The following is a 21,047-nucleotide window of genomic DNA, read 5'->3' as shown; positions in this document are numbered from 1 at the left end:
GGAGCGGTTCAACTCCCTTGATTTCTTTCGGAACTCGTTGATGACCTGCGGCGACTAGAGATACGTTCGCACCGCACCACGCGTCATGTACCTGCCCGGGCACCACATGTGTTCGGGCTTTACGCATATGCCTCCGCATATGCGCCATTCGCCCTTGAACGACGGATGATGTGGAGATCCCATGGCTCATCTTCGTGCCAGACGACGCATGGCCCTCGCGCTGCCGATCGGCATCGCGCTCACGGCGTCCTTCGGCTTCCTGCCGTCCGCGGCCGCAGCACCGGCCGACTCACCCTCGGTGAACGCCGGTTCGGCCTCCGACACCTCGCTCGCCTACGTCGTCAACACACGGAGCACGGACGCGCGCACGATCGCCTCGGTGCGCAAGGCGATATCCGCGGCCGGCGGTTCCGTCGTCGAGACGTACGCGAAGATCGGCGTCTTCGTCGTCCACTCCGCGAACCCGGACTTCGGCAAGCGGGTCCGCGCCGCGAAGGGCGTCGCCTCGGCGGGTGCCACCCGCACCGCGCCGCTCAGCGTCGCCGGAACCACCGACGAGGGCAAGGTCCAGAAGCTGACGGCCGCCGAGGTCAAGTCCGCTTCGGCGAAGGCGGCTTCGGGCCAGGAGCCGCTGGAGGCCAACCAGTGGGACCTCCGGGCGATCGGCGCCGACAAGGCGGCGAAGATCAACCCGGGCAGCCGGAAGGTCACGGTCGGCGTCATCGACACCGGCGTCGACGACACCCACCCCGACCTCAGCGCGAACTTCTCGCCCTCCCAGTCGGCCAGTTGCGTCGGCGGCAAGGCGGACACCTCGTACGGCGCCTGGCGGCCCGCGACCCCGGACCACTACCACGGCACGCATGTCGCCGGTGAGATAGCCGCCGCCCGCAACGGGGTCGGCGTCGCGGGCGTCGCGCCGGGCGTGAAGGTAGCGGGCATCAGGGTGGCCGACCCGGAGACGGAGCTGTTCTATCCGGAGAGCGTCGTCTGCGCCTTCGTCTTCGCCGCCGATCACGGCATCGAGGTCACCAACAACAGCTATTACGTGGACCCGTGGCTGTACAACTGCCTGGACGACCCCGACCAGAAGGCCATCGTCGACGCGGTGAACCGGGCCCAGCTGTACGCCACTCACAAGGGCACCCTGAACCTGGCCTCGGCGGGCAACTCGTCGCACGACCTCGACTCGGACGCGATCGTCGACGACTCCAGCCCCGACGACTCGACGCCGGTCACCCGCACCATCGACCCGCACAAGTGCTTCGACGTGCCGACCCAGCTGCCGGGTGTCGTCACGGTCAGCGCGACCGGCGTGAACAAGGCCAAGTCGTACTACTCGACCTATGGCAGGGGCGTCATCGACATCGCGGCGCCGGGCGGCGACAAGCTCCAGATCCCCGACACCCCGGACGCCAACGGCCGCATCCTGTCGACGCTTCCGGGCAACGCGTACGGCTACCTCCAGGGCACCTCGATGGCGTCCCCGCACGCCGCCGCCGTCGCCGCGCTGCTGAAGTCGAGCCACCCGAAGGCGACTCCGGCGCAGTTGCAGGCACTGCTCAAGGCGCAGGCGGACCCGCAGGCCTGCCCGGCCTCGTACGACCCCGACGGCACCGGCACGTACAAGGCGACCTGCAAGGGCAGCACGCGCGACAACGGCTTCTACGGCCGCGGCATCGTCGACGCGCTCGACGCCGTCAAGTAGCCGTTTCTCCAGCTCAGTTGTCGCATCCATGACGTACGTACTCGGCTCGACCACCGACCGAACGGAGACTTCATGACGTCGCCCCACTCCCGCCCGCGTCCGCGCGGCGGCCGCCGTCCCCTGGCCCTGCCGCTCGGCATCGCGGCGGTCATGGCGCTGGCCTTCCTGCCGAACGCGACCGCGACGGCGGCCGACACGGCGGGCCACGCTCCGGCGAGCGCGCCCGCCGCCGACGGACCCGACCTCAGCTATGTCGTCAACGTCCGCCCGGGCAAGGGTGGTTCGGCGGCGGAGAAGGCCATCGGCAAGGCCGGCGGCACCGTCGTCATCGCGTACGACAAGATCGGTGTCATCGTCGCCCACTCCAAGAACCCGGACTTCGCGAGAACGATCCGCTCCGTGCGCGGCGTCGAGTCGGCCGGTGCCACGCGCACCGCGCCGCTGGCCGCGCAGTCCAGCGACGACCTCGCCACCCGGCAGGTGCTGACGGCGGCGGAGGCGAAGAAGGCGGCCGCCTCGGCCACGGCGGACCAGGACCCGCTGGAGCCGTTGCAGTGGGACCTGCCCGCGATCAAGGCGGACAAGGCCCACAAGGTGTCCCTGGGCAGTCCGAAGGTGACGGTCGGGGTGCTCGACTCCGGCATCGACGACACCCACCCGGACCTGGCCCCCAACTTCGACAAGAAGGCGTCGGCCAACTGCCTGGGCGGGGTGCCCGTGCAGAAGGACGACGCGTGGCGGCCGGTGGCGGGCGAGTCCGGGCACGGCACGCACGTGGCCGGTGAGATAGCCGCCGCCAAGAACGGCATCGGCGTCACCGGGGTCGCGCCCGGCGTGAAGGTCGCGAGCCTGAAGGTGGCGGAGCCCGCCACCGGCATGTACTACACGGAGGCCGTGGTCTGCGGCTTCGTGTGGGCGGCCGACCACGGGGTGGACGTCACCAACTCCAGCTACTACACCGACCCCTGGCTGTTCAACTGCACGACGGACGCCGACCAGAAGGCGCTCGTCACGGCCGTCACCCGGGCCTCGCAGTACGCGGAGCGCAAGGGCGCGGTGAACGTCGCGGCGGCCGGCAACGCGGCCACCGACCTCGCCCAGGACGAGATCGTCGACGACTCCTCGCCGGACGACTCGACTCCGACGAGCCGGACCATCAAGACGAAGGACTGCTTCGACATCCCGTCGCAGCTGCCCGGCGTGGTCACCGTCTCGGCGACCGGCGCCAAGGGCATCAAGGCCTCGTTCTCGAACTACGGCAAGGGCGTCATCGACATCGCGGCGCCCGGCGGCGACAGCACCGCTTACCAGACGCCCGCTCCCCCGGCGACCAGCGGACTGATCCTGTCCACGGTGCCGGGCGGCTCGTGGCAGTACATGGCCGGTACGTCGATGGCGTCCCCGCATGTCGCGGGCGTCGCCGCGCTCATCAAGTCGACGCATCCGCATGCCTCGGCGGCGCAGGTGAAGGCGCTTCTGTACAAGGAGGCCGACGCGACGGCGTGCACCGACCCGTACGACATCGACGGTGACGGCACGGTCGACGCGGTGTGCGTGGGCGGCAAGAACAAGAACAGTTTCTACGGTGCCGGTACGGCGGACGCGCTGGACGCCGTGACCAAGTAGGGCCGTGTCGAGAGGTGAGGGGCGGGGCCCGGTCGGGTCCCGCCCCTCACTGCTGCGGCACACTGCCGACATGACCCACGCAACCGGCCCCTCCCCGGCCACCGCCGCCGCCTGGGACGCGCTCGGCGGAGACCCCGCGCTGCTGTCCCGCGTCTCGCACCTCACGCGCGCGGGCGCGCTGCCCGCCCGCCTTCCCGTGCGCGAACTGGCCGCGGCCTGCGTCGGCGTGTGCTCCCTCGCGGCCGCGGAACTGGCCGCCACGCGCGCGGGGCGCGACGTGGGCGCCGTACAGGTCGACGACGGCGCGGTGGCGACGGCCTTCACCAGTGAGCGGCATCTGCTCGTCGACGGGCGCGCGCCCGTCAGCTTCGCCCCGCTGTCGCGCTTCTGGCGCACGCGGGACGGCTGGCTGCGCACCCACGCGAACTACCCGCACCACCGGGCCCGGCTGCGCGCGGCGCTCGGAGTCGGGGTCGGAGCCGGCGAGGACGCGACCGTGGCGGACGTGGCGGCGCTGCTCGCCGAGCGGTCGGCGTACGAGGTCGAGGAGACCGTGTACGCGGCCGGCGGTCTGGCCGTCGCCCTGCGCACACCGCAGGAGTGGGCGGCGCATCCGCAGGGCGCCCAGGTGGCCGCCCGACCGCTGCTGACCCGGGAGCGGCTCGACGCGGCGCCGCCCCGCGCACTCCGGCAGCCCCTCAGGGTCCTGGATCTGACCCGGGTCATCGCGGGCCCGGTCGCCACCCGCACCCTGGCGCTGCTCGGCGCGGACGTGCTGCGGGTGGACGCGCCGCAGCTGCCGGAGGATCCGGACGCGCACGCCGACACGGGCTTCGGCAAGCGCTCGACACGGCTCGACCTGGGATCCGGTGCGGACCGGCGCGTCTTCGAGGAACTGCTGTCCGGTGCGGACGTGGTGGTCACGGGGTACCGGCCGGGTGCGCTCGACCGGTTCGGACTCGCTCCCGAATCGCTCGCGGAGCGGCGGCCCGGTGTGGTGGTCGCGTCGCTGTCGGCCTGGGGCGCGTACGGGCCGTGGGGCGGGCGGCGCGGCTTCGACAGCCTCGTCCAGGTCGCCACGGGCATCGCGGCGGTCGAGGGCGACGACATGGACGGCGAAGGCGGTCCCGGGGCGCTGCCCGCGCAGGCGCTCGACCACGGCACGGGGTATCTGCTGGCGGCGGCCGTACTGCGCGCACTCACCGAGCAGGCCACCGGAGGCGGTTCGCGGGTGGTCCGGCTCGCGCTCGCGCAGACGGCGCACTGGCTGACGGACGGAGTGCGGCCGGAGCCCGTCGGCGACGGCGGGGCACCGGAGCCGGCCGTGTTGCTCGCGGAGACGGACAGCCCGCTGGGCCGGCTGCGGTACGCGCTGCCGCCGGTGTCGTTCGACGGCGGCCCCACCGACTGGCGGCGGCCACCCGGGTGCTGGGGCGCCGACGCGCCGGTGTGGCCGACGCCGTGACGCCCCGGCGGTCCCGGCGAACCACAGCCGCCGCCCACGCGTCTTCCTGGCCATGGGTGACCGTGTCCACCGGCCGAACCCGGACTTGCCCGCACGCGGAACTGCTGGTCAAGATCCTTTGGTGAGTTCCATGCCGCCGACCACCGAACTGTCCGCCCCCGCGGACGCGCCCGTCCGCAGACCCGGCGCCGGGCGCGCCGTCGCCGTCGTCGTGCTCGTCGCCGCGGCGGCCCTGATCCCGATGTTCGGGCCGCGGGCCGCGCTCGACGGCACGGGCGAGGCCGCCGCGCCCGGCACCGGCGGGATCGCGCTGTTGCGGACCGTACTGTTCGCCGCGCTGTGCGTCCAGGCCGGGGAGATCTTCGCCGCCTTCCTCGCCCGCAGGGTGGAGCCCGCCGTGCGGCAGCCGCGCCGCTGGTCGCCGTACGCGCCGTGGGCGGGGTTCGTGGCCGCCCTGGGGCTGGCCTCCGTGGTGGCCTCCGGGAATCTGGTCCCGGACAGCCTCGCGGCGCTGGACATCGGCGGCCTGTACGGGACGCGGGACGGCACGCTGGCCCTCGTCGAGGTGAACGCCTTCCTGGTGGCGGCCCTGTGTGCGCGCACCCGCCGCCCCGGCACCGCGCTGCTGCCGCTGGCCGCCGTGGCGGTCGCGGAGGCGCTGCGCGCCCACCCGCCGTCCGAGGACTCCCCGCTGATCGGCTCCGGGCTCACCCTGGTCCACGTCACGAGCGCGGCTCTCTGGGTGGGCGGCCTGCTGTACGTACTGCGCACCACACACGCGTGGCGGGCCGGCGCTCCCGAGGCGGGCGCCGCGCTCATGGGCCTCTACGCGCGCGTGGCCGCGGTGCTGCTCGCCGCGATCACCGCGACCGGGGTGTGCAGCACGCTGCGCCGGATGCCGTCGAGCACGGTCCTCGACCAGCTGACCTCGACGGCGTACGGGCGCACGCTGCTCGCGAAGGTGCTCCTCGTGGTCGTCGTCGCCGTGCTCGCCCTGGTGGCGCGGCTGCGGCTGTCCCGCGCGCGGGACCGTACGCGGGCGTACGTCCCCGCGCGCGCGGAGGTCGTGGTGCTGGGGGTCGTGGTCGCGGTGTCGGCGGTCCTGACGGCGCTGCCGCTGCCGATCCGCTGGGGCTGACCCCCTGAGCACGGCCGTCAGTTGGTGACGAGCACCTTCAGGGCGGTGCGCTCGTCCATCGCCTTGTAGCCGCCCGGCACGCCCTCGATGTCGACCGTCATGTCGAACACGGGCGACGGGTCGATCGTGCCGTCCAGGACGTCGGGCAGCAGCTCGGGGATGTAGCTGCGGACGGGGGCGACGCCGCCGCGCAGCGCGATGTTCCGGTTGAACATGACGCTCAGGTCGAGGCCGGTGCCGCTGCCGTGCGGGACGCCGACGAAGCCGATGGCGCCGCCGTCGCGGGTGATGTTCACCGCGGTGTTCATGGACTGCTCGGTGCCGACGGCCTCGATCACGGCGTGCGCGCCCTGGCCGCCGGTCAGCTCGCGGATCGCCTCGACGGCCGCGTCCCCGCGCTCGGCGACGACGTCGGTGGCGCCGAAGGTGCGGGCGATGTCGGTGCGGACCTGGTGGCGGCCGAGCGCGATGATCCGCTCGGCGCCGAGCCGCTTGGCCGCGAGGACGCCGCACAGGCCCACCGCGCCGTCGCCGACGACGGCGACCGTGGAGCCCTTGCGCACACCCGCGCCGAGGGCCGCGTGGTGGCCGGTGCCCATGACGTCGGAGAGCGTCAGGAGGGCGGAGAGCAGGTGGTCGTCGGAAGCTGCCTCGGCGGGCAGCTGGACGAGGGTGCCGTCGGCGAAGGGGACGCGGACGGCCTCGCCCTGTCCGCCGTCGTAGCCGACCGCGCCCCAGAAGCCGCCGTGCTCGCACGAGGTGGTCAGACCCTCGCGGCAGTAGTCGCACACGCCGTCGGACCACATGAAGGGCGCGACCACCAGGTCGCCGCGCCGGACGCCCGACACCTCGCTGCCGGTCTCCTCGACGATGCCGAGGAACTCGTGCCCGATGCGCTGCCCCGGCTGCCGCGCGGCCTCGCCGCGGTAGGCCCACAGGTCGCTGCCGCAGATGCAGGCGCGCAGGACGCGTACGACGGCGTCCGTGGGCAGCGCGACGACGGGCTCGGGGACGTCCTCCACACGCATGTCGTACGGGGCGTGAATGGTGGTGGCGCGCATAGGGGGGTGTTCCTTTGTGCAGGTCAGTGAGGGGTGCGCCGGGTTTCGACGCTCCCTTCACGGTACGCCGCTCCGGGCGTGGGCCGCGCATCGAGCACCCCTTGGGCCAGCAGGAACTGGGCGGCCACGTAGGTGAGCATGATCCAGAAGTCGGGGCGCGGCAGCGTCGGCCAGTCGGCGAGGCCCATGGCGATGAGCGAGTCCGACAGCAGGAACAGGGCGCCGCCGACGCCGGCCGTCGGTGCGAGCCGCGAGGCGCCGTAGGCCATCGCGGTCAGCAGCAGGCTGTACCCGGTGACGGGTCCGCGCAGGCCGGCCGGCAGACCGGGCCAGAGCGCGACGACCGTGACGGCCAGGACGATGCCGTATCCGGCGGCGAGCAGTCCGCCACGCGCGCGTGGTGACCCGTGCCGTTTGAAGAGCACCAGGTAGCAGACGTGCCCGGCGGCGAAGCAGCCCATCCCCGCGAGGAACGCGGCGTCGGCGTCGAACAGCAGCAGGACGTCGCCGCCCCACCCCAGCAGCAGCGCGCCGCACAGCAGCCGGGGCCCGCCGCACGCGACGACGTACGCCAGGAGGGCGGGTATCAGCAGCGGTTTGAGGACGAGGTGCGCGGTGTGCGCTCCGGCGAGGAGCGCGAGGAGATCGGCGGCGCACACCGCGAGGAAGCCGGTGCGCAGGGCCCGGGGCAGGGTCACGCGGCGCCCTCGACGGCCGGGGCGGCGGGCTCCGGCCGGGGCTGCGGCTCGGGCTGCCAGCCGGGTCCGCGGAACACCCGCCCGGCGCGCTCGCGCCAGCCGGTGGCCGCCTTCAGGTCCCTGGCGATCGCGGCGTACTCGTGGGTGGCCACGCGCAGCGGGTTGTGCGTGCTGATGTTCTTGGTGAGCCCGAAGACGGGCCGCTCGACCTCCGCCACCCACGAGCCGAAGAGCCGGTCCCAGACGATGAGGATGCCGCCGAAGTTGCGGTCCAGGTAGCCGCCCTGGGAGGCGTGGTGGACCCGGTGGTGGGAGGGCGTGTTGAAGACGAACTCGAAGGGTCGCCACATCTTGTCGATGCGCTCGGTGTGGATCCAGAACTGGTAGACGAGGTTGACCGACGAGCAGAACGCGAGCGCCGCCGGATGCACTCCGCAGACGATGAGCGGCAGGTAGAACGGCCACGAGGTCACGCTCGTCCACGGCTGGCGCAGCGCGGTCGTGAGGTTGAACTTGCGGCTGGAGTGGTGCACGACGTGGCACGCCCACAGGACGCGGATGACGTGGTGGCCCCGGTGCGACCAGTAGTAGAAGAAGTCCTGTGCGAGCAGCATCAGCGGGATCGTCCACCAGAGCACGGGCACGCGCAGCGGCGTCAGTTCGTACACCGCCGTGTAGATCGCGACGATCGGGATCTTCCACAGGAAGTCGAAGACGAGGCTGCCGAGCCCCATGGTGACGCTGGTGGTCGCGTCCTTGGAGTCGTATCCGGCCTCATCATCGTCGGGATGGATCCGTACGCTCACGATCTCCACGATCGTGAGCAGCACGAAGGCGGGGATCGACCACAGCACGACATCGGGCAGGTTGGGCGTCGACATGCGTGCACCGTACGGGCGTGAACGGGGCCCCCGCTAGATGTTGTTACCGACAAGTATTACCGGGGGTAGGGCGTCAGACTCCGGCGGCTCCCAACAAAGATCCCGCCGCGTACGTCACCGCCATCGCCAGCGCGCCCCCGCCCATGTTCCGCGCGATCGCCCGCCCGACGGCCGCATTGCCCGTGCGGGCGCTGCTGTAACCGGTGAGGGCGAGGGCGGCGAGGACCGAGAGGACCGTGACGGGCAGGCGCCAGGCGGTGGGCGGGAGGACGATCGCGAGGAGGGGGAGCAGGGCGCCCACGGTGAACGCGAGGAAGCTGGCCCAGGCCGCGTGCCACGGGTTGGTGAGGTCGTCGGGGTCGATACCGAGCTCCACGCGCGCGTGGGCGCGCAGCGCGTCCCGTTCGGTGAGCTGCTCGGCGGCCTCGCGGGCCACCTCGCGGCTGAGGCCGCGCTCCGCCAGCAGGTCCGTCAGCTCCTGGAGTTCGGCCTCCGGCTGTTCCTTCAGCTCCCGCTTCTCCATGGCGAGCGCGGCCTTCTCGGAGTCGCGCTGGGTGGAGACGGAGACGTACTCGCCGGCCGCCATGGACATCGATCCGGCGAGCAGCCCCGCGAGGCCGGCCGTGAGCAGCGTGGAGCGGTCGTCGGTGGCGCCCGCGACGCCGACGACGAGGCCCGCGGTGGAGACCACGCCGTCGTTGGCGCCGAGGACGGCGGCGCGCAGCCAGTTGAGCCGCGAGCCGAGCGCGCCGCCGTGTGCTTCGTCGTGCGTGGGTGTTTCGGTCACGGGGTGAGCATGGCAGCCCTGGGTCTCACCAGACCCGGACCGACGCTCCGGGCGCGAACACCGGGCTCGTGGCGTCCGCCGGGGGCTCCTTGAGCGGTTCGTCGATCTCGGCGACGGTGGGGCCCACGCGGGCCGCGATCGGGTCCAGGAGGCCGAGGTCGAAGCCGTAGACGCGGGCGGTGTTGCCGCCGACCATGGCGGCGATTTCGTCGCGCGGCAGTCCCGCGTAGGCGATGCGCAGCCCTTCGCGCGTGTACGGGTAGGTGCCCTCGTCGTGCGGGTAGTCGCTGCCCCACATGATCTTGTCGAGGCCGATGCGGTCGCGCAGCGGCACCTCGTGGGGGCGCATGAAACTCGCTCCTACGTAGCAGTTCTCCCGCCACACGGTGGAGGGGCCCTTGCCCATCGAATCGCCGAGCCCCGCGCCGAACTTGGACTCCGCGGTGTTCGCCTTCGTGGCGGCCCGCACGAGACGCGCGTGGTAGTAGTCCAGCATGTCGAGGACGCCGGGGATCCAGCCGGAGCCCTGCTCGGTGAGGATGAGCTTCAGGTCGGGGTGCTTGCGGAAGGCGCCGCCGAAGACGAGGTGCCACAGGGCGCGGTGCGAGAACCAGGTCGTCTCGACCATGAACACCGCACGGGCGGCGGGTTCGTCGCCGAGCGGCGGGGAGGCCGAGCCCGCGTGGTGGTTGACCGGCACGCCCAGTTCGGCACAGACCCGCCAGATCGGGTCGTACGTCGACGAGTACAGCTCCGGGAGACCGGAGCCCGGCGGGGTGCCGGGCAGCAGCAGGCCGCCTTTCAGGCCCGCGTCCGCCGCCCAGCGGATCTCCTTCACGGCCTCCTCCACGTCGTTGAGGAGGATCTGGAAGACGCCCGCCCTGCGGCCCGGGGCGGCGGCGCAGAAGTCCACGAGCCAGCGGTTGTGGGCGCGCAGGCCCGCCCAGCGCCGCTCGAACTCCTCGCGCGTGGGCGCGGGTGCCATGAGCGAGGCGGACGGGAAGAACGGCGGGATGGTGTTCGGGAAGACGACCTCGCCGACGACGCCGTCCCGCTCCAGCTCCTCGATACGGCGCTCGGAGTTCCAGTTGCGGTCGGCGGTGTCGGCGAGCAGGTCGGCGTAGGGGTTCACGTAGGTGGCGGCCCACGCGTCGAACGCGTCGTGGTGCCGTGACTCCAGGTAGGGCCTGTAGTCCAGGAGATCGGCGCCCGCGTGGCAGTCCGCGGAGATCACCGTGTAGCGGTCCGGGGAAGGGCTCATAGGGCTCATGGGGTCACCCCTGTCGTCGGGAAGTCGTGGTCGGTCAGCCAGTGCCGGCCCACGTCGCGCGAGCGCGCCCAGGACGCCTCGACGGCCGCCTGGTCGGCGTCCTGTCCGAGGTCGGCCGGGGTCGGGCCGATGCGCCGCGCGAGCGGGGCGAGGGCGTCCGTGTCGAAGCCGAAGACCTCGGCGGCGGCCAGGCCCAGCATGCGCCGGGTCTCGTCGACGGGGATGTCGTGGAAGGTTCTGCGCAGCCACGCGCGCGTGTCCGGCCAGGTCCCTTCGGGGTGCGGGAAGTCGCTGCCCCACAGGATGTTGTCGACGCCGATCTCGTAGCGCTGGGCGAGTTCGCGGCGCTTGGTGTTGGTGGCGCAGATGAAGACCTGCCGGTCGAGGTACTCGTGCGGCGGGCGCTTCAGTTCGGCGAACGGGGAGAGTTTCTTGCCGCCGTGGGCGCCCAGGTAGAGGCGGTCCATGAACCAGAGCAGATTGGGCAGCCACCAGCAGCCCGACTCGGCGACGCCGAACTTGAGGCCGGGGTGCCGCTCGAAGACGCCGGACCAGAGCAGGAACCAGAGCGGTCGCGCGGGCCACCAGGTCACTTCGCTCACGTAGATGCCGAGGTGATCGCCGTACTCGTGGCGCGGCGCGGCCCCCGAGTGCGTCACGACGGGCATCCCGCACTCGGCAGCCGCCGCCCACACGGGGTCGTAACGGCGGGCGTGGTAGGGGTCCTTGTCGACCCACATGGAGGGGATCATCAGGGCGCCGAGCCCCGACTCCTTGGCCCGGTGCACCTCGGCGACGACCTTGTCGGGATCGGCCGTGATGGGCAACAGCGCGACACCGCAGTGCCGTTCGGGATTCTGTCCGACGAACTCGGCGAGCCACCGGTTGTGCGCCTGGGCGCCCGCCATGCCGAGTTCGGGGTCCTGGTCGCCGGAGAGGCCGAGCCCGACCCCGAAGGGGGCCGCTGTCTGGCTGTCCACTGCGTCCGCGTCGGGGAAGACGACCTCGGCGGCCACCCCGTCTCCGTCGAGCTCTTTCAGGCGCTGCGCGGCGTCCCAGCCGCCGCGCAGGCCCTCCTCGTTGTCCTGGAACCACTTCGCGGCGAACGCGTCGTTGCGGATGCCCAGCCGCGTCGCCTCCTCGCGGCGCTTGTCCCGCTCACCGAGGAAGTCGTCGAAGGCGCGGTGGAACCGGCTGTCCAGGTAGGGCCGGTACTCCTCGGTGGGCAGTCCGGCGTGGCAGTCGGAGGAGATGATCAGGTACGGGTCCTGGTTGCTCATCGTGCGTGCCTCCTCGGAGGTGTCAGTCGAGAATGAAGCTCTCCAGATACGCCGGGTTCGCCCGGTCCAGCATCGACTGCGAGCGCGCCCGGATCTGCCGGTCGCTGTGCTCGCTCTCGGGCAGCAGCCAGAAACGGTCCGCCGCGATGCCCTCGGCGACGAGGTCGGCCACCTCCTCGACGGGCGTGAACGCGACCTCCTTGCCGGCCGCCTTCATCGCCGCCTCCCACTGGTCGAGGCTGCGGTACGGCGACTTGCGGGGGCGCTCCTTGGCGAACCGGTCGGGCCGGTTGCGGTGCGACTCCCACAGCCCGGTGCGCAGCATGTGGGGGCCGGGGAAGAGCACCGAGGCACCCACGCGCGCGTGCTCCGCCTTCAGATGCGCGTACAGCGACTCGGTCATCGTCACGACGGCGGCCTTCGTGACCGCGTAGACCGAGGCCGTGGGCAGCGGCGCGATGCCGCCGTCGCCGGAGGACGTGTTGACGACGTGGCCCGGCTCGCCGCCCGCGATCATGCGGGGCAGGAACGCCTGGATGCCGTGGAAGACACCCCACACGTTGACGTTGAACGCCCACTTCCAGTCGTTGGGTTCGTGCTCCCACATGCGGCCCTCGGCGCCCGAGCCGACGCCCGCGTTGTTGCACAGCACATGGCAGCCGCCGAACGTGGCGTACGTGTCCTCGGCCAGGGCCACGACCTGCTCGCGCTCCCCTACGTCGACCACGCGCGCGTGCACGCTCGTCCCGTCCGCCCGCAGTGCGTCGGCCGCCGCTTCCAGGGCGCCCTTCTCGACGTCGGCGAGCACCACCTTCAGGCCGTCCGCCGCGAACCGCCGTGCCATCGCGAGCCCGATGCCGCTCGCCGCGCCCGTGACGACGGCGACCTGTCCCTCCCGCAGCTCCATGTCAGACGCTCCCCTCGGGCGGGCCGTCGAGGATCTGCTGGGGGTCGTCGTAGCGCTGGTGGATGTACGGGAGCAGGGCCTGGGCGCTGACCCGCTCGACGACCTTTCCCCTCTGGTCGGTGGTCTTCTCGCCGATGGTGATCTCGACCAGGGTGCGCACGGGAAGGTCGGCGATGGGGTCGTACATGGACTCGCGCAGGACGACGTCGCCGGTGATCCGCTCCAGCTTCCTGACCTTCTCGTTGCGCAGGCAGTGCACGAGCACCGGGTCCGCGTCGAAGCCCGAACCGTCCACCGCGGGCAGGAACTTGAAGTAGAAGTCCGTCTTCTGCGACGGCTCCGGCACCGGCAGGCTGCCGCTGACTGCGCCGCGCACCTCCACGAACGCGATGCCGTGCCGGGCGAGCGCGGCGCGCACCACGAGCCCGTCGCGCTCCACGGTGACCTCGCCGAGCTTCTTGGGTTCGCCGAAGACCTCGCGGCCCCCGATGAGGGCCCGCTCGTGGGTCATCGGCATGACGAGCGGATACCAGCCCGCCACTCCCCCGTGCTCGGCGGAGACGGCGACCGAGCCCGCGCCCAGCGGGTAGCCCGGCAGGTCGACCTTGCTGATGTTGGCCCGCACCAGGGGCCGCGCGGCGGGCTTGAGCGGCGGCGGCAGGACCGCGGCCACCGCGTCCGGATCGGACTCCCACACGGCGACCACGCCGGTGGACCAGATGTCGGGGAGCTTGCTGCTCGCGGTGCGTGCTGCGGCGATCTCCGCCTCGGTGCGCGCTCCGTACCGTACGCGTGCCATGTCGTACCGCCCTTCGTCCGTGACGTGTCGGGGGTCGTTCGCTCGGCGCCTGTAACACAGTTACACCGGCGGCGATGAAGGGTAAAGACATGTGCACGGACGGGAGTTGAGGGGGCCGGGGCCATGGCACGCACGCCGCTCACCCGGGACGAGGTGCTGTCCGTCGCGGGCGACCTGGTCAAGCAGCACGGCCCCGAGGCACTGTCCATGCGCAAGCTCGCCGCCGAGCTCGGCACGGCCGTCACCTCGATCTACTGGCACGTCGGCAATCGCGAGTCGCTGCTCGACGCCCTCGTGCGGCGCACCGTCGCCGACCTCGGCACGATCCGGCCGCGCGGGAGCAGCCCGCAGGCCCGGGTCGTCTCGATCGCCCGCACCCTGCGCCGACAGCTGCGGGACCGTCCCCACCTGGTGGCGATGGTGCACGAGCGCGGCCTGACCGAGCACATGTTCCTCCCCGTGCAGCGGGCCCTCGTGCACGAGGTGCACGCGGCGGGGCTGCGCGGGGCGGACGCCGCCGAAGCCGTGCGGGCGGTGCTCTTCCAGGTCGTCGGGCACGTCCTGGTGGAGCGCAACAGGGAGCGCGCTCCGGTGCAGCGGCCCGGCGAGGACGAGCTGTGGGCCGGGGAGAAGGCGGCCGCCGCCGAGGACGACCGGGCGCTCGCCCGCGCCCTCGCCGCCCCCGTGGACGCGGAGCGGCTCTTCGAGACGTCGGTACGCGCCCTGGTGAAGTCGCTGCTCGGTCCGGCCACTTGACCCGGGGCCGGCCCGGCCGGTGTCCGGAAGGCACGCGAGGGGGGACGGCGGCGACCGGAGTGTCAGTGCGGGCCCGTATCCTCAGGGACCATGCTCGAAGACCACCCGACCGCAGCGTCCGCAGCCCCCTGGCCGGCCGCGTATCCGCAGGGATACGCGGTCGTCGACGTGGAGACCACCGGTCTCTCCAGGGACGACCGGATAATCTCCGCTGCCGTCTACCGCCTGGACGCCCGCGGCGAGGTCGAGGACCACTGGTACACGCTGGTCAACCCGGAGCGGGACCCGGGCCCGGTCTGGATCCACGGCCTCACGAACGACGTGCTGGCGGGGGCGCCGCTCTTCCCGGAGATCGCCGAGGAGTTCGCCGCGCGCCTCGACGGCCGCGTCCTGGTCGCGCACAACGCGGTGTTCGACTGGTCGATGATCTCCCGCGAGTACGCGCGGGCGCAGCGCACCGCGCCGGTGCGGCAGCGGCTGTGCACCATCGCCCTGTCGAAGGAGCTCGGACTGCCGCTGCCCAACCACAAGCTGGAGTCGCTGGCCGCGCACTTCGGTGTCGTCCAGGAGCACGCGCACCACGCGCTGGACGACGCGCGCGTGCTCGCGGAGGCGTTCCGCCCGAGCCTGACGGCGGCGGCCACGAGGAACATGCGGCTGCCGCTCCTGGAGTGCCGCCCGCTCACCGAGTGGGCCGAGCAGTCCGTGCCGCGTCAGCAGCAGTCCTCGTACCGCGGCGGCGGTGGCGCCACGGCCGGCTGGCGTCCCTCGCGCAAGCGGCCGGCGTGCCCGTACCCGAACCCGGGCCGCTACGAACCGGACAAGCCACTCAAACAGGGCATGCGGATCGCGTTCTCCGGGGACACCTCCGTCGACCGGGAGCTCCTGGAGGACCGGGCGGTCGAGGCGGGCCTGCACGTGGCGACGAGCCTGTCGCGGCTGACCAGCCTGCTGGTGACCAATGACCCGGACTCGTACACGTCGAAGGCCGTGAAGGCGAAGCAGTTCGGCACGCCGGTCGTGGACGAGGCGGCGTTCGGCCAACTGCTGGCCCATGTGACCCCTGCGGACGGGTGATTGCGGGGCGACTCGCCCCGCGCCCGCTCGCCCGCCGGGGCCCGCACCCGCACCCTGTGGCGCATGGCACGTTGCGAGGTATGCGGAAACGACTACGGCATGTCGTTCGAGGTGCACGCGCAGGGCGCGGTGCACGTCTTCGACTGCTTCTCCTGCGCCATCCACCGCATGGCGCCCATCTGTGAGCACTGCCGCTCGCGGATCATCGGGCAGGGCGTCGAGGTGGAGGGCCACTGGTACTGCGGGGCGCACTGCGCCCGCTCCGAGGGGCGGGTGGGCATCGTCGACAAGGTCTGAGCCCGCACGACACCCCTACAGCACCCCACCGCCCAAGCCGGGCGCACCCCCCTGAAAACACCCCATGGCCGAGCGGTACCGTCATGGGGTGTACCGCTTCCTGTTGACTCGGCAGTGGGTGATCCTCACGCTGGTCGCCCTCGTCCTCATCCCCACGATGATCCGGCTGGGCATCTGGCAGATGCACCGCCACGACGAGCGCGCCGCCCGCAATCAGCTGGTCACCGACGCGCTGAAGGCGGAGCCGGTCCCCGTCGAGGACCTGGCGTCCGTCGGGCACACCGTCACCAGCAAGGAGCGCTACCGCACCGTCACGGCCACCGGCCGCTTCGACACCGAGGACGAGGTCGTCGTGCGCCGCCGCGTCAACTCCAACGACGAGGTCGGCTATCACGTCCTGACCCCGTTCGTCCTGAAGGACGGCAAGACCCTGCTGGTGAACCGGGGCTGGATCCCCGACAGCGGCAGCCAGACCGCCTTCCCCAAGGTCCCCGCGCCGCCGGGCGGCCAGGTCACCCTCCAGGGCCGGCTGATGCCCGACGAGACGACCGCGGCCAGCGGCATCAAGAACCTCAAGGGCCTGCCCGACCGCCAGGTCATGCTGGTCAACAGCAAGCAGGAGGCGAAGCGCCTCGGCGGCGACGCCCAGGTGCTCGGCGGGTACATCGCGCAGACCGGGCCCGCCCCCAAGGGCGACACCCCGGAGCAGCTCGGCCAGCCCGGCAAGGAGGACGCCGCGCTGAACCTCGCGTACGCCTACCAGTGGTGGCTGTTCGCCGCCGCGGTGCCCATCGGCTGGGTGGTCCTGCTCCGGCGCGAGCTGCGCGACCGGCGCCGCAAGGAGGACGACGAGCCCGTGGACGAGGTGGCCCCGGCCGCCGTCTAGACCGGGCTGCCGGACAGGCCCGCGCTCGGCTGCCTGGTTGACGCTCGTCGCGCGTACCGGTTGTGTGTGACCGCTGAAGCAGTTCCTCGGGCCCTTGACGGGGCAACCGCAACTCTATGCATCGACCCATCGAGGACTACGCGCTCGTCGGCGACGAACAGACCGCCGCGCTGATCTCCCGGGGCGGCTCCGTCGACTGGCTGTGTCTGCCGCGCTTCGACTCGCCCGCCTGCTTCTCCGCGCTGCTCGGCGACGAGGAGAACGGGCACTGGCGGATCGCCCCGAAGGGCGCCGACGGGGACTGCGCCCGGCGCGCCTACCGGCCCGGCTCCCTCGTGCTCGACACCGAGTGGGACACCGACGACGGCAGCATCCGGGTCACCGACTTCATGCCGCAGCGCGACCAGGCGCCCGACCTCGTCCGCATCGTCGAGGGGCTGAGCGGCCGGGTCACCGTCCACAGCGCCCTGCGGCTGCGCTTCGACTACGGCTCCGTCGTGCCGTGGGTGCGCCGCGTCGACGGACACCGGGTGGCCGTCGCCGGACCCGACTCGACGTGGCTGCGCAGCGAGCCCGAGGTGCACAGCTGGGGCGAGGACTTCGCCACGCACGCGGAGTTCACGGTGGAGGAGGGCGAGCGCGTCGCCTTCGTGCTGACCTGGCACCCCTCGCACGAGGAACGTCCCGCCCTGGTCGACCCGTACGAATCCCTGGAGCACAGCCTGGAGGACTGGCGGGCGTGGGCCGACCACTGCCGCTACGACGGGCCGCACCGGGACGCCGTGCTGCGCTCCCTGCTGACGCTCAAGGCGCTGACGTTCGCGCCGACCGGCGGCATCGTGGCCGCGCCCACCACCTCGCTGCCGGAGGAGATCGGCGGCGTACGCAACTGGGACTACCGCTACTGCTGGCTGCGCGACTCCACCCTCACCCTCGGCGCGCTCCTGTCGGCGGGCTATCTGGACGAGGCCAAGGCCTGGCGCGACTGGCTGCTGCGGGCCGCCGCGGGCAACCCCGCCGACCTGCAGATCATGTACGGGCTCGCGGGCGAGCGGCGGCTGCCCGAGCAGGAGCTGCACTGGCTGGACGGCTTCCGCGCCTCCCGTCCCGTACGGACCGGGAACGAAGCGGTACGGCAGTTGCAGCTCGATGTGTACGGCGAGGTGGTCGACTCCCTGGCGCTCGCCCGGCGTTCGGGTCTGGAGGCCGGGCCGCACGCCTGGCGGCTGCAACTGGCGCTGCTCGACTTCCTCCAGGACGCGTGGTCCGAACCGGACGAAGGGCTGTGGGAGGTGCGCGGATCACGCCGCCACTTCGTCCACTCCAAGGTGATGACGTGGGTCGCGGTGGACCGCACCGTGCGGGCGATGGAGGAGGACCCGCAGCTGCCGGGCGACCTCGAACGGCTGCGCAAACTGCGCGACACCATCCACCGCGACGTGTGCGAGCACGGGTACGACGCCGAGCGCGGCACGTTCACGCAGTCCTACGGATCGCGGGAACTCGACGCGGCGCTGCTGCTCCTGCCCCGCGTGGGGTTCCTGCCGGCGGACGACCCGCGGATCGTCGGTACGGTCGACGCGGTACGCGACGAGCTGTCGCACAACGGCCTGTTGCGCCGGTACAGCACGACCGGGTCGGAGGTCGACGGCCTGCCGGGCGGTGAGGGCGCCTTCCTCGTCTGCTCGTTCTGGCTGGCCGACGCGCTGCACATGACAGGACGGACGAAGGAGGCGCGGGAGCTGTTCGAACGGCTCGTGGCGCTGCGCAACGACGTGGGGCTGCTCGCCGAGGAGTACGACCCCGTGGCCGGCTGCCAGCTGGGCAACTTCCCGCAGGCGTTCAGCCACATCGGCCTCGTGACCACCGCGATGACCCTGTTCGCCGAGGACGGGGACGGAGAGGCAGGATAGAGCCATGGATCTTGGACTGAAGGACCGTGTCTACGTAGTCACCGGCGCCACCCGCGGCCTCGGCAACGCCGCCGCGCGCCAGCTCGTCGGCGACGGCGCGAAGGTGGTCATCACCGGGCGCGACGAGCAGAAGGTCAAGGACGCCGCGGCCGAGCTGGGCCCGAACGCCTTCGGGTTCGCCGCCGACAACGCCGATCCGGCCGTCGCCGAGCGGGTGATCGGCGTCGCGCGCGAGCAGTTCGGCCGGTTCGACGGGATTCTCGTCAGCGTGGGCGGGCCCGCGCCCGGGTTCGTCGCGGACAACACGGACGAGCAGTGGGCGTCGGCGTTCGAGTCGGTGTTCATGGGCGCGGTGCGGATCGCCAGGACGGCGGCGGCCGAGCTCGGTGAGGGCGGCGTCATCGGGTTCGTGCTCTCCGGCTCCGTGCACGAGCCGATCCCGGGGCTGACCATCTCCAACGGGCTGCGGCCCGGGCTCGCCGGGTTCGCCAAGTCCCTCGCGGACGAGCTGGGGCCGCGCGGCATCCGGGTCGTGGGGCTGCTGCCGGCCCGGATCGACACCGATCGCGTGCGCGAGCTGGACGGGTATTCGGCGGACCCGGTGGCCACCCGGGCCGCCAATGAGTCGCGGATTCCGTTGCGGCGGTACGGGGCGCCGGAGGAGTTCGGGCGGGCCGCGGCGTTCTTCTTGTCGCCGGCCGCGTCTTATTTGACCGGGGTCATGTTGCCGGTCGACGGTGGGTTTCGGCACGGGTTTTAGGGGGTCCGCCCGGGGGGTGGGGGCACGGGGCTGCGCCCCGTCTGTCGCCCTTCGGGCTCGTCCTCAAACGCCGGACCGGCTTGAAGTACCGGGCTCGTCCTCAAACGCCGGACGGGCTTGAGATGGCCAGGCTCGGGCTTCTTTGAGGGGAAGGGCCCTCAGCTCACCCGTTCCGCGCGGTGCTTGACCGCCTTGAGGCGGACCTCCGCGGGGAGGGAGGCCAGGCCCGCCGAGTCCTTCGCCTGGGTCAGGGCCTCCTCGCTGAGGCGGTCCAGGGTTTCGCCGGGGGCGGCGTGCGGGGCGAGGGTGAGGGCCACCCTCGCCTGCGGCGTGGAGCGGCGGCCGGTCAGGACGGCGCCGGCGCGTTCCACTCCGTCCAGCGCCTCGGCGCCGCTGACCAGGACGCTCTCCAGGGCGCGGCCGCGCAGCAGCGCGCCCTCGCCGTCGCCGGTGTCGACCAGCACCTCGGTGAGCCGGCGCCGGCGGAACTGGGCGACCAGCCACCACAGCGCGAGCAGGACGACGACGGCGAGCACGGCGATCACCACCGGCCACCACCAGCCGTCGGCGCGCCAGCGCTGCCGGTCCGCGGCGCTCAGCAGGACGTCGTTCTTGCCGTCGTGGATCCACCAGGACGGCGGCTTCACCCCGAGCCCCACGGCGAGCACCGAGCCGCCGCCGAGGACGAGGAGCAGGCCGACCAGGCCGAGCACGATCCGGTTCACCGTCCTGAGCACGCCGTTCATCCCTTCCGTCCGGGCCGCGCCACGCGGACCGAGAGACCGGGCGCGGAACCGAGCCCGAGACCTGTGATGCCGTCGCTCAGCGCGGTGTCCAAGTCGGCTCGTACGTCGTCGAGTTCACGGAAGTGCGAGATCGCCCGCACCTCCACCTTGGACCGCTTCATGCGGACGCGTACGGACTGCACGCCCGCGACCTCCATGGCCCGGTCGCGCAGCGCCATCGCGGCGGCGTCCCGGTGCAGGCCCGCCCGGATGTCGGGGTGGGTCCGGCGCATCGCGAGGACCGCGCGCAGCCCCGGCGTCAGCGCGAGGACGATCAGCCACAGGCCGATCGCGACGGCGACGCCCGCGCCGATCAGCACGGCGGTGTCGTGGAGCGGGCGGGTCGCGAGGTCGTCGGCGAGGGTGCGGCGCCACTGCATGGCGTCGCGTCCGGCCCGCACGGCGGCGATGTCGTAGAGCAGCACGCCCACGCCGCCGAGCAGCACCAGGGCCACGATCGCGGCGGGGACCCGCCGGGCCGACCAGAACCTGGAGGGCTTCTCCTCGCCCTCCAGGGTGGGGCGCGGCACGTAGGAGGCCGCGGACGCCGACTGGTCGAGGCCGTCGGCGGTGTCCGGGCCGCGCTCAACGACGGGCATCGGCCGGGTGGGTTCGCTCATCGGATCCTCCCCCGCTCGGTGTGCGCCGAGTGCAGCCGCTCCACCAGGACGGCCACCTCCGGCACCTCCATTCCCGCCAATGTCCTTACCCGCTCGGCCACTTGACGACGCACGGCGCCGCACTGGGCGCCGATGTCGGTGGGGAAGCCGAGTTCCAGGCTGATGCGGACGCGGGCGGTGTCCTGGTGCACGGTGACCGCGGCGTGCGGTGGCGCGCCGTCCTCGGGAATCGTGTCCAGCGCCTCACGCGCCGCGTGTGCGGCGATCTTCGCGACGACCCGGTCGGCGATCCGGGTCGCGCCGCGCTCGGCCGGCGCGACCTGTGCCGCCATC

General features: G+C 72.5%; 21 protein-coding genes. 10 read left to right on the top strand and 11 right to left on the bottom strand.

All coding sequences use genetic code 11. From position 1 onward, the window contains the following. Nucleotides 1-181: 181 nt before the first annotated feature. The 4 genes from ACFVDP_RS41375 (at nucleotide 182) to ACFVDP_RS41360 (ending at nucleotide 5,937) form a co-directional block, all read left to right on the top strand. On the top strand, nucleotides 182-1,708 hold the full coding sequence (locus tag ACFVDP_RS41375) for a S8 family serine peptidase (protein WP_383502204.1): 1,527 nt from the start codon (nucleotides 182-184) through the stop codon (nucleotides 1,706-1,708). A 72-nt stretch (nucleotides 1,709-1,780) separates the two neighbouring features. Continuing rightward, nucleotides 1,781-3,334, top strand: coding sequence for a S8 family serine peptidase (locus tag ACFVDP_RS41370; protein WP_383502201.1), 1,554 nt, complete (start codon nucleotides 1,781-1,783; stop codon nucleotides 3,332-3,334). Nucleotides 3,335-3,404: 70 nt separating this feature from the next. Continuing rightward, a complete protein-coding gene (locus tag ACFVDP_RS41365; protein WP_383502198.1) occupies nucleotides 3,405-4,799 on the top strand; it encodes a CoA transferase in 1,395 nt (464 codons plus the stop codon). Nucleotides 4,800-4,929: 130 nt separating this feature from the next. After that, entirely contained in the window at nucleotides 4,930-5,937 is a 1,008-nt protein-coding gene (locus ACFVDP_RS41360; protein WP_383502195.1) for a CopD family protein, read from the top strand. Between the two features lie 17 nt (nucleotides 5,938-5,954). Here ACFVDP_RS41360 and ACFVDP_RS41355 read toward each other — a convergent pair whose 3' ends face one another. The 8 genes from ACFVDP_RS41355 to ACFVDP_RS41320 all read right to left on the bottom strand — a co-directional run bounded on the left by ACFVDP_RS41355 (nucleotide 5,955) and on the right by ACFVDP_RS41320 (nucleotide 13,620). Continuing rightward, nucleotides 5,955-6,998 carry a zinc-dependent alcohol dehydrogenase family protein gene (locus tag ACFVDP_RS41355; protein WP_383502192.1) on the bottom strand — a complete coding sequence of 348 codons (1,044 nt, stop codon included), beginning with the start codon at nucleotides 6,996-6,998 and terminating at the stop codon, nucleotides 5,955-5,957. A 23-nt stretch (nucleotides 6,999-7,021) separates the two neighbouring features. Beyond that, entirely contained in the window at nucleotides 7,022-7,696 is a 675-nt protein-coding gene (locus ACFVDP_RS41350; RefSeq protein WP_383502190.1) for a lysoplasmalogenase, read from the bottom strand. After that, nucleotides 7,693-8,577: a sterol desaturase family protein gene (locus ACFVDP_RS41345; RefSeq protein WP_383502187.1), complete on the bottom strand. Its 885-nt coding sequence runs from the start codon at nucleotides 8,575-8,577 to the stop codon at nucleotides 7,693-7,695. The genes ACFVDP_RS41350 and ACFVDP_RS41345 overlap by 4 nt, the downstream gene beginning before the upstream one ends. A gap of 73 nt (nucleotides 8,578-8,650) precedes the next feature. After that, the gene (locus tag ACFVDP_RS41340) at nucleotides 8,651-9,364 is read right to left on the bottom strand and encodes a VIT family protein (RefSeq protein WP_383502184.1); all 714 of its coding nucleotides are present in this window, start codon (nucleotides 9,362-9,364) and stop codon (nucleotides 8,651-8,653) included. A 25-nt stretch (nucleotides 9,365-9,389) separates the two neighbouring features. After that, nucleotides 9,390-10,634, bottom strand: a complete 1,245-nt coding sequence (locus ACFVDP_RS41335; protein WP_383502181.1) for an amidohydrolase family protein — start codon at nucleotides 10,632-10,634, stop codon at nucleotides 9,390-9,392. Continuing rightward, complete coding sequence (locus ACFVDP_RS41330; protein WP_383502178.1) at nucleotides 10,631-11,914, bottom strand: amidohydrolase family protein; 1,284 nt, start codon at nucleotides 11,912-11,914, stop codon at nucleotides 10,631-10,633. Before ACFVDP_RS41330 ends, ACFVDP_RS41335 begins: the two co-directional genes overlap by 4 nt. Nucleotides 11,915-11,936: 22 nt before the next feature. Then, nucleotides 11,937-12,821 (bottom strand): SDR family NAD(P)-dependent oxidoreductase, encoded by an 885-nt coding sequence (locus tag ACFVDP_RS41325; RefSeq protein ID WP_383502175.1) that lies wholly within the window; start codon nucleotides 12,819-12,821, stop codon nucleotides 11,937-11,939. A gap of 1 nt (nucleotide 12,822) precedes the next feature. Then, nucleotides 12,823-13,620, bottom strand: a complete 798-nt coding sequence (locus ACFVDP_RS41320) for an acetoacetate decarboxylase family protein (protein ID WP_383502172.1) — start codon at nucleotides 13,618-13,620, stop codon at nucleotides 12,823-12,825. Between the two features lie 123 nt (nucleotides 13,621-13,743). On the opposite strand from ACFVDP_RS41320, the gene ACFVDP_RS41315 reads away from it, so the two are divergent. The 6 genes from ACFVDP_RS41315 (at nucleotide 13,744) to ACFVDP_RS41290 (ending at nucleotide 19,309) form a co-directional block, all read left to right on the top strand. Beyond that, nucleotides 13,744-14,376 (top strand): TetR/AcrR family transcriptional regulator, encoded by a 633-nt coding sequence (locus ACFVDP_RS41315; protein WP_383502169.1) that lies wholly within the window; start codon nucleotides 13,744-13,746, stop codon nucleotides 14,374-14,376. Between the two features lie 90 nt (nucleotides 14,377-14,466). After that, nucleotides 14,467-15,453, top strand: coding sequence for a DEDDh family exonuclease (locus ACFVDP_RS41310; RefSeq protein WP_383502166.1), 987 nt, complete (start codon nucleotides 14,467-14,469; stop codon nucleotides 15,451-15,453). 63 nt (nucleotides 15,454-15,516) lie between these two features. Next, nucleotides 15,517-15,750 (top strand): hypothetical protein, encoded by a 234-nt coding sequence (locus ACFVDP_RS41305; protein ID WP_111667090.1) that lies wholly within the window; start codon nucleotides 15,517-15,519, stop codon nucleotides 15,748-15,750. Between the two features lie 88 nt (nucleotides 15,751-15,838). After that, nucleotides 15,839-16,636: an SURF1 family protein gene (locus tag ACFVDP_RS41300; protein ID WP_383502163.1), complete on the top strand. Its 798-nt coding sequence runs from the start codon at nucleotides 15,839-15,841 to the stop codon at nucleotides 16,634-16,636. A 116-nt stretch (nucleotides 16,637-16,752) separates the two neighbouring features. Beyond that, entirely contained in the window at nucleotides 16,753-18,549 is a 1,797-nt protein-coding gene (locus tag ACFVDP_RS41295; RefSeq protein WP_383502160.1) for a glycoside hydrolase family 15 protein, read from the top strand. Between the two features lie 4 nt (nucleotides 18,550-18,553). Further along, a complete protein-coding gene (locus ACFVDP_RS41290; RefSeq protein ID WP_383502157.1) occupies nucleotides 18,554-19,309 on the top strand; it encodes an SDR family oxidoreductase in 756 nt (251 codons plus the stop codon). Between the two features lie 158 nt (nucleotides 19,310-19,467). Here the strand turns inward: ACFVDP_RS41290 and amaP are convergent, their stop codons facing one another. From amaP to ACFVDP_RS41275, 3 genes are read right to left on the bottom strand one after another with little or no spacing between them, the layout of a single operon-like run. Next, nucleotides 19,468-20,055, bottom strand: coding sequence for an alkaline shock response membrane anchor protein AmaP (gene amaP / locus ACFVDP_RS41285; RefSeq protein WP_383502154.1), 588 nt, complete (start codon nucleotides 20,053-20,055; stop codon nucleotides 19,468-19,470). Continuing rightward, nucleotides 20,052-20,714 (bottom strand): DUF6286 domain-containing protein, encoded by a 663-nt coding sequence (locus tag ACFVDP_RS41280; protein ID WP_383502151.1) that lies wholly within the window; start codon nucleotides 20,712-20,714, stop codon nucleotides 20,052-20,054. Before ACFVDP_RS41280 ends, amaP begins: the two co-directional genes overlap by 4 nt. Continuing rightward, nucleotides 20,711-21,046 (bottom strand): hypothetical protein, encoded by a 336-nt coding sequence (locus tag ACFVDP_RS41275; RefSeq protein ID WP_383502148.1) that lies wholly within the window; start codon nucleotides 21,044-21,046, stop codon nucleotides 20,711-20,713. Before ACFVDP_RS41275 ends, ACFVDP_RS41280 begins: the two co-directional genes overlap by 4 nt. Nucleotide 21,047: the final 1 nt, after the last annotated feature.

Origin of the sequence: Streptomyces sp. NPDC057694 (assembly GCF_042799415.1) — a bacterium.
Classification (GTDB): domain Bacteria; phylum Actinomycetota; class Actinomycetes; order Streptomycetales; family Streptomycetaceae; genus Streptomyces.
Note: the sequence above shows the minus strand (reverse complement) of the source record. Positions and strands in the feature narration are given on the sequence as shown.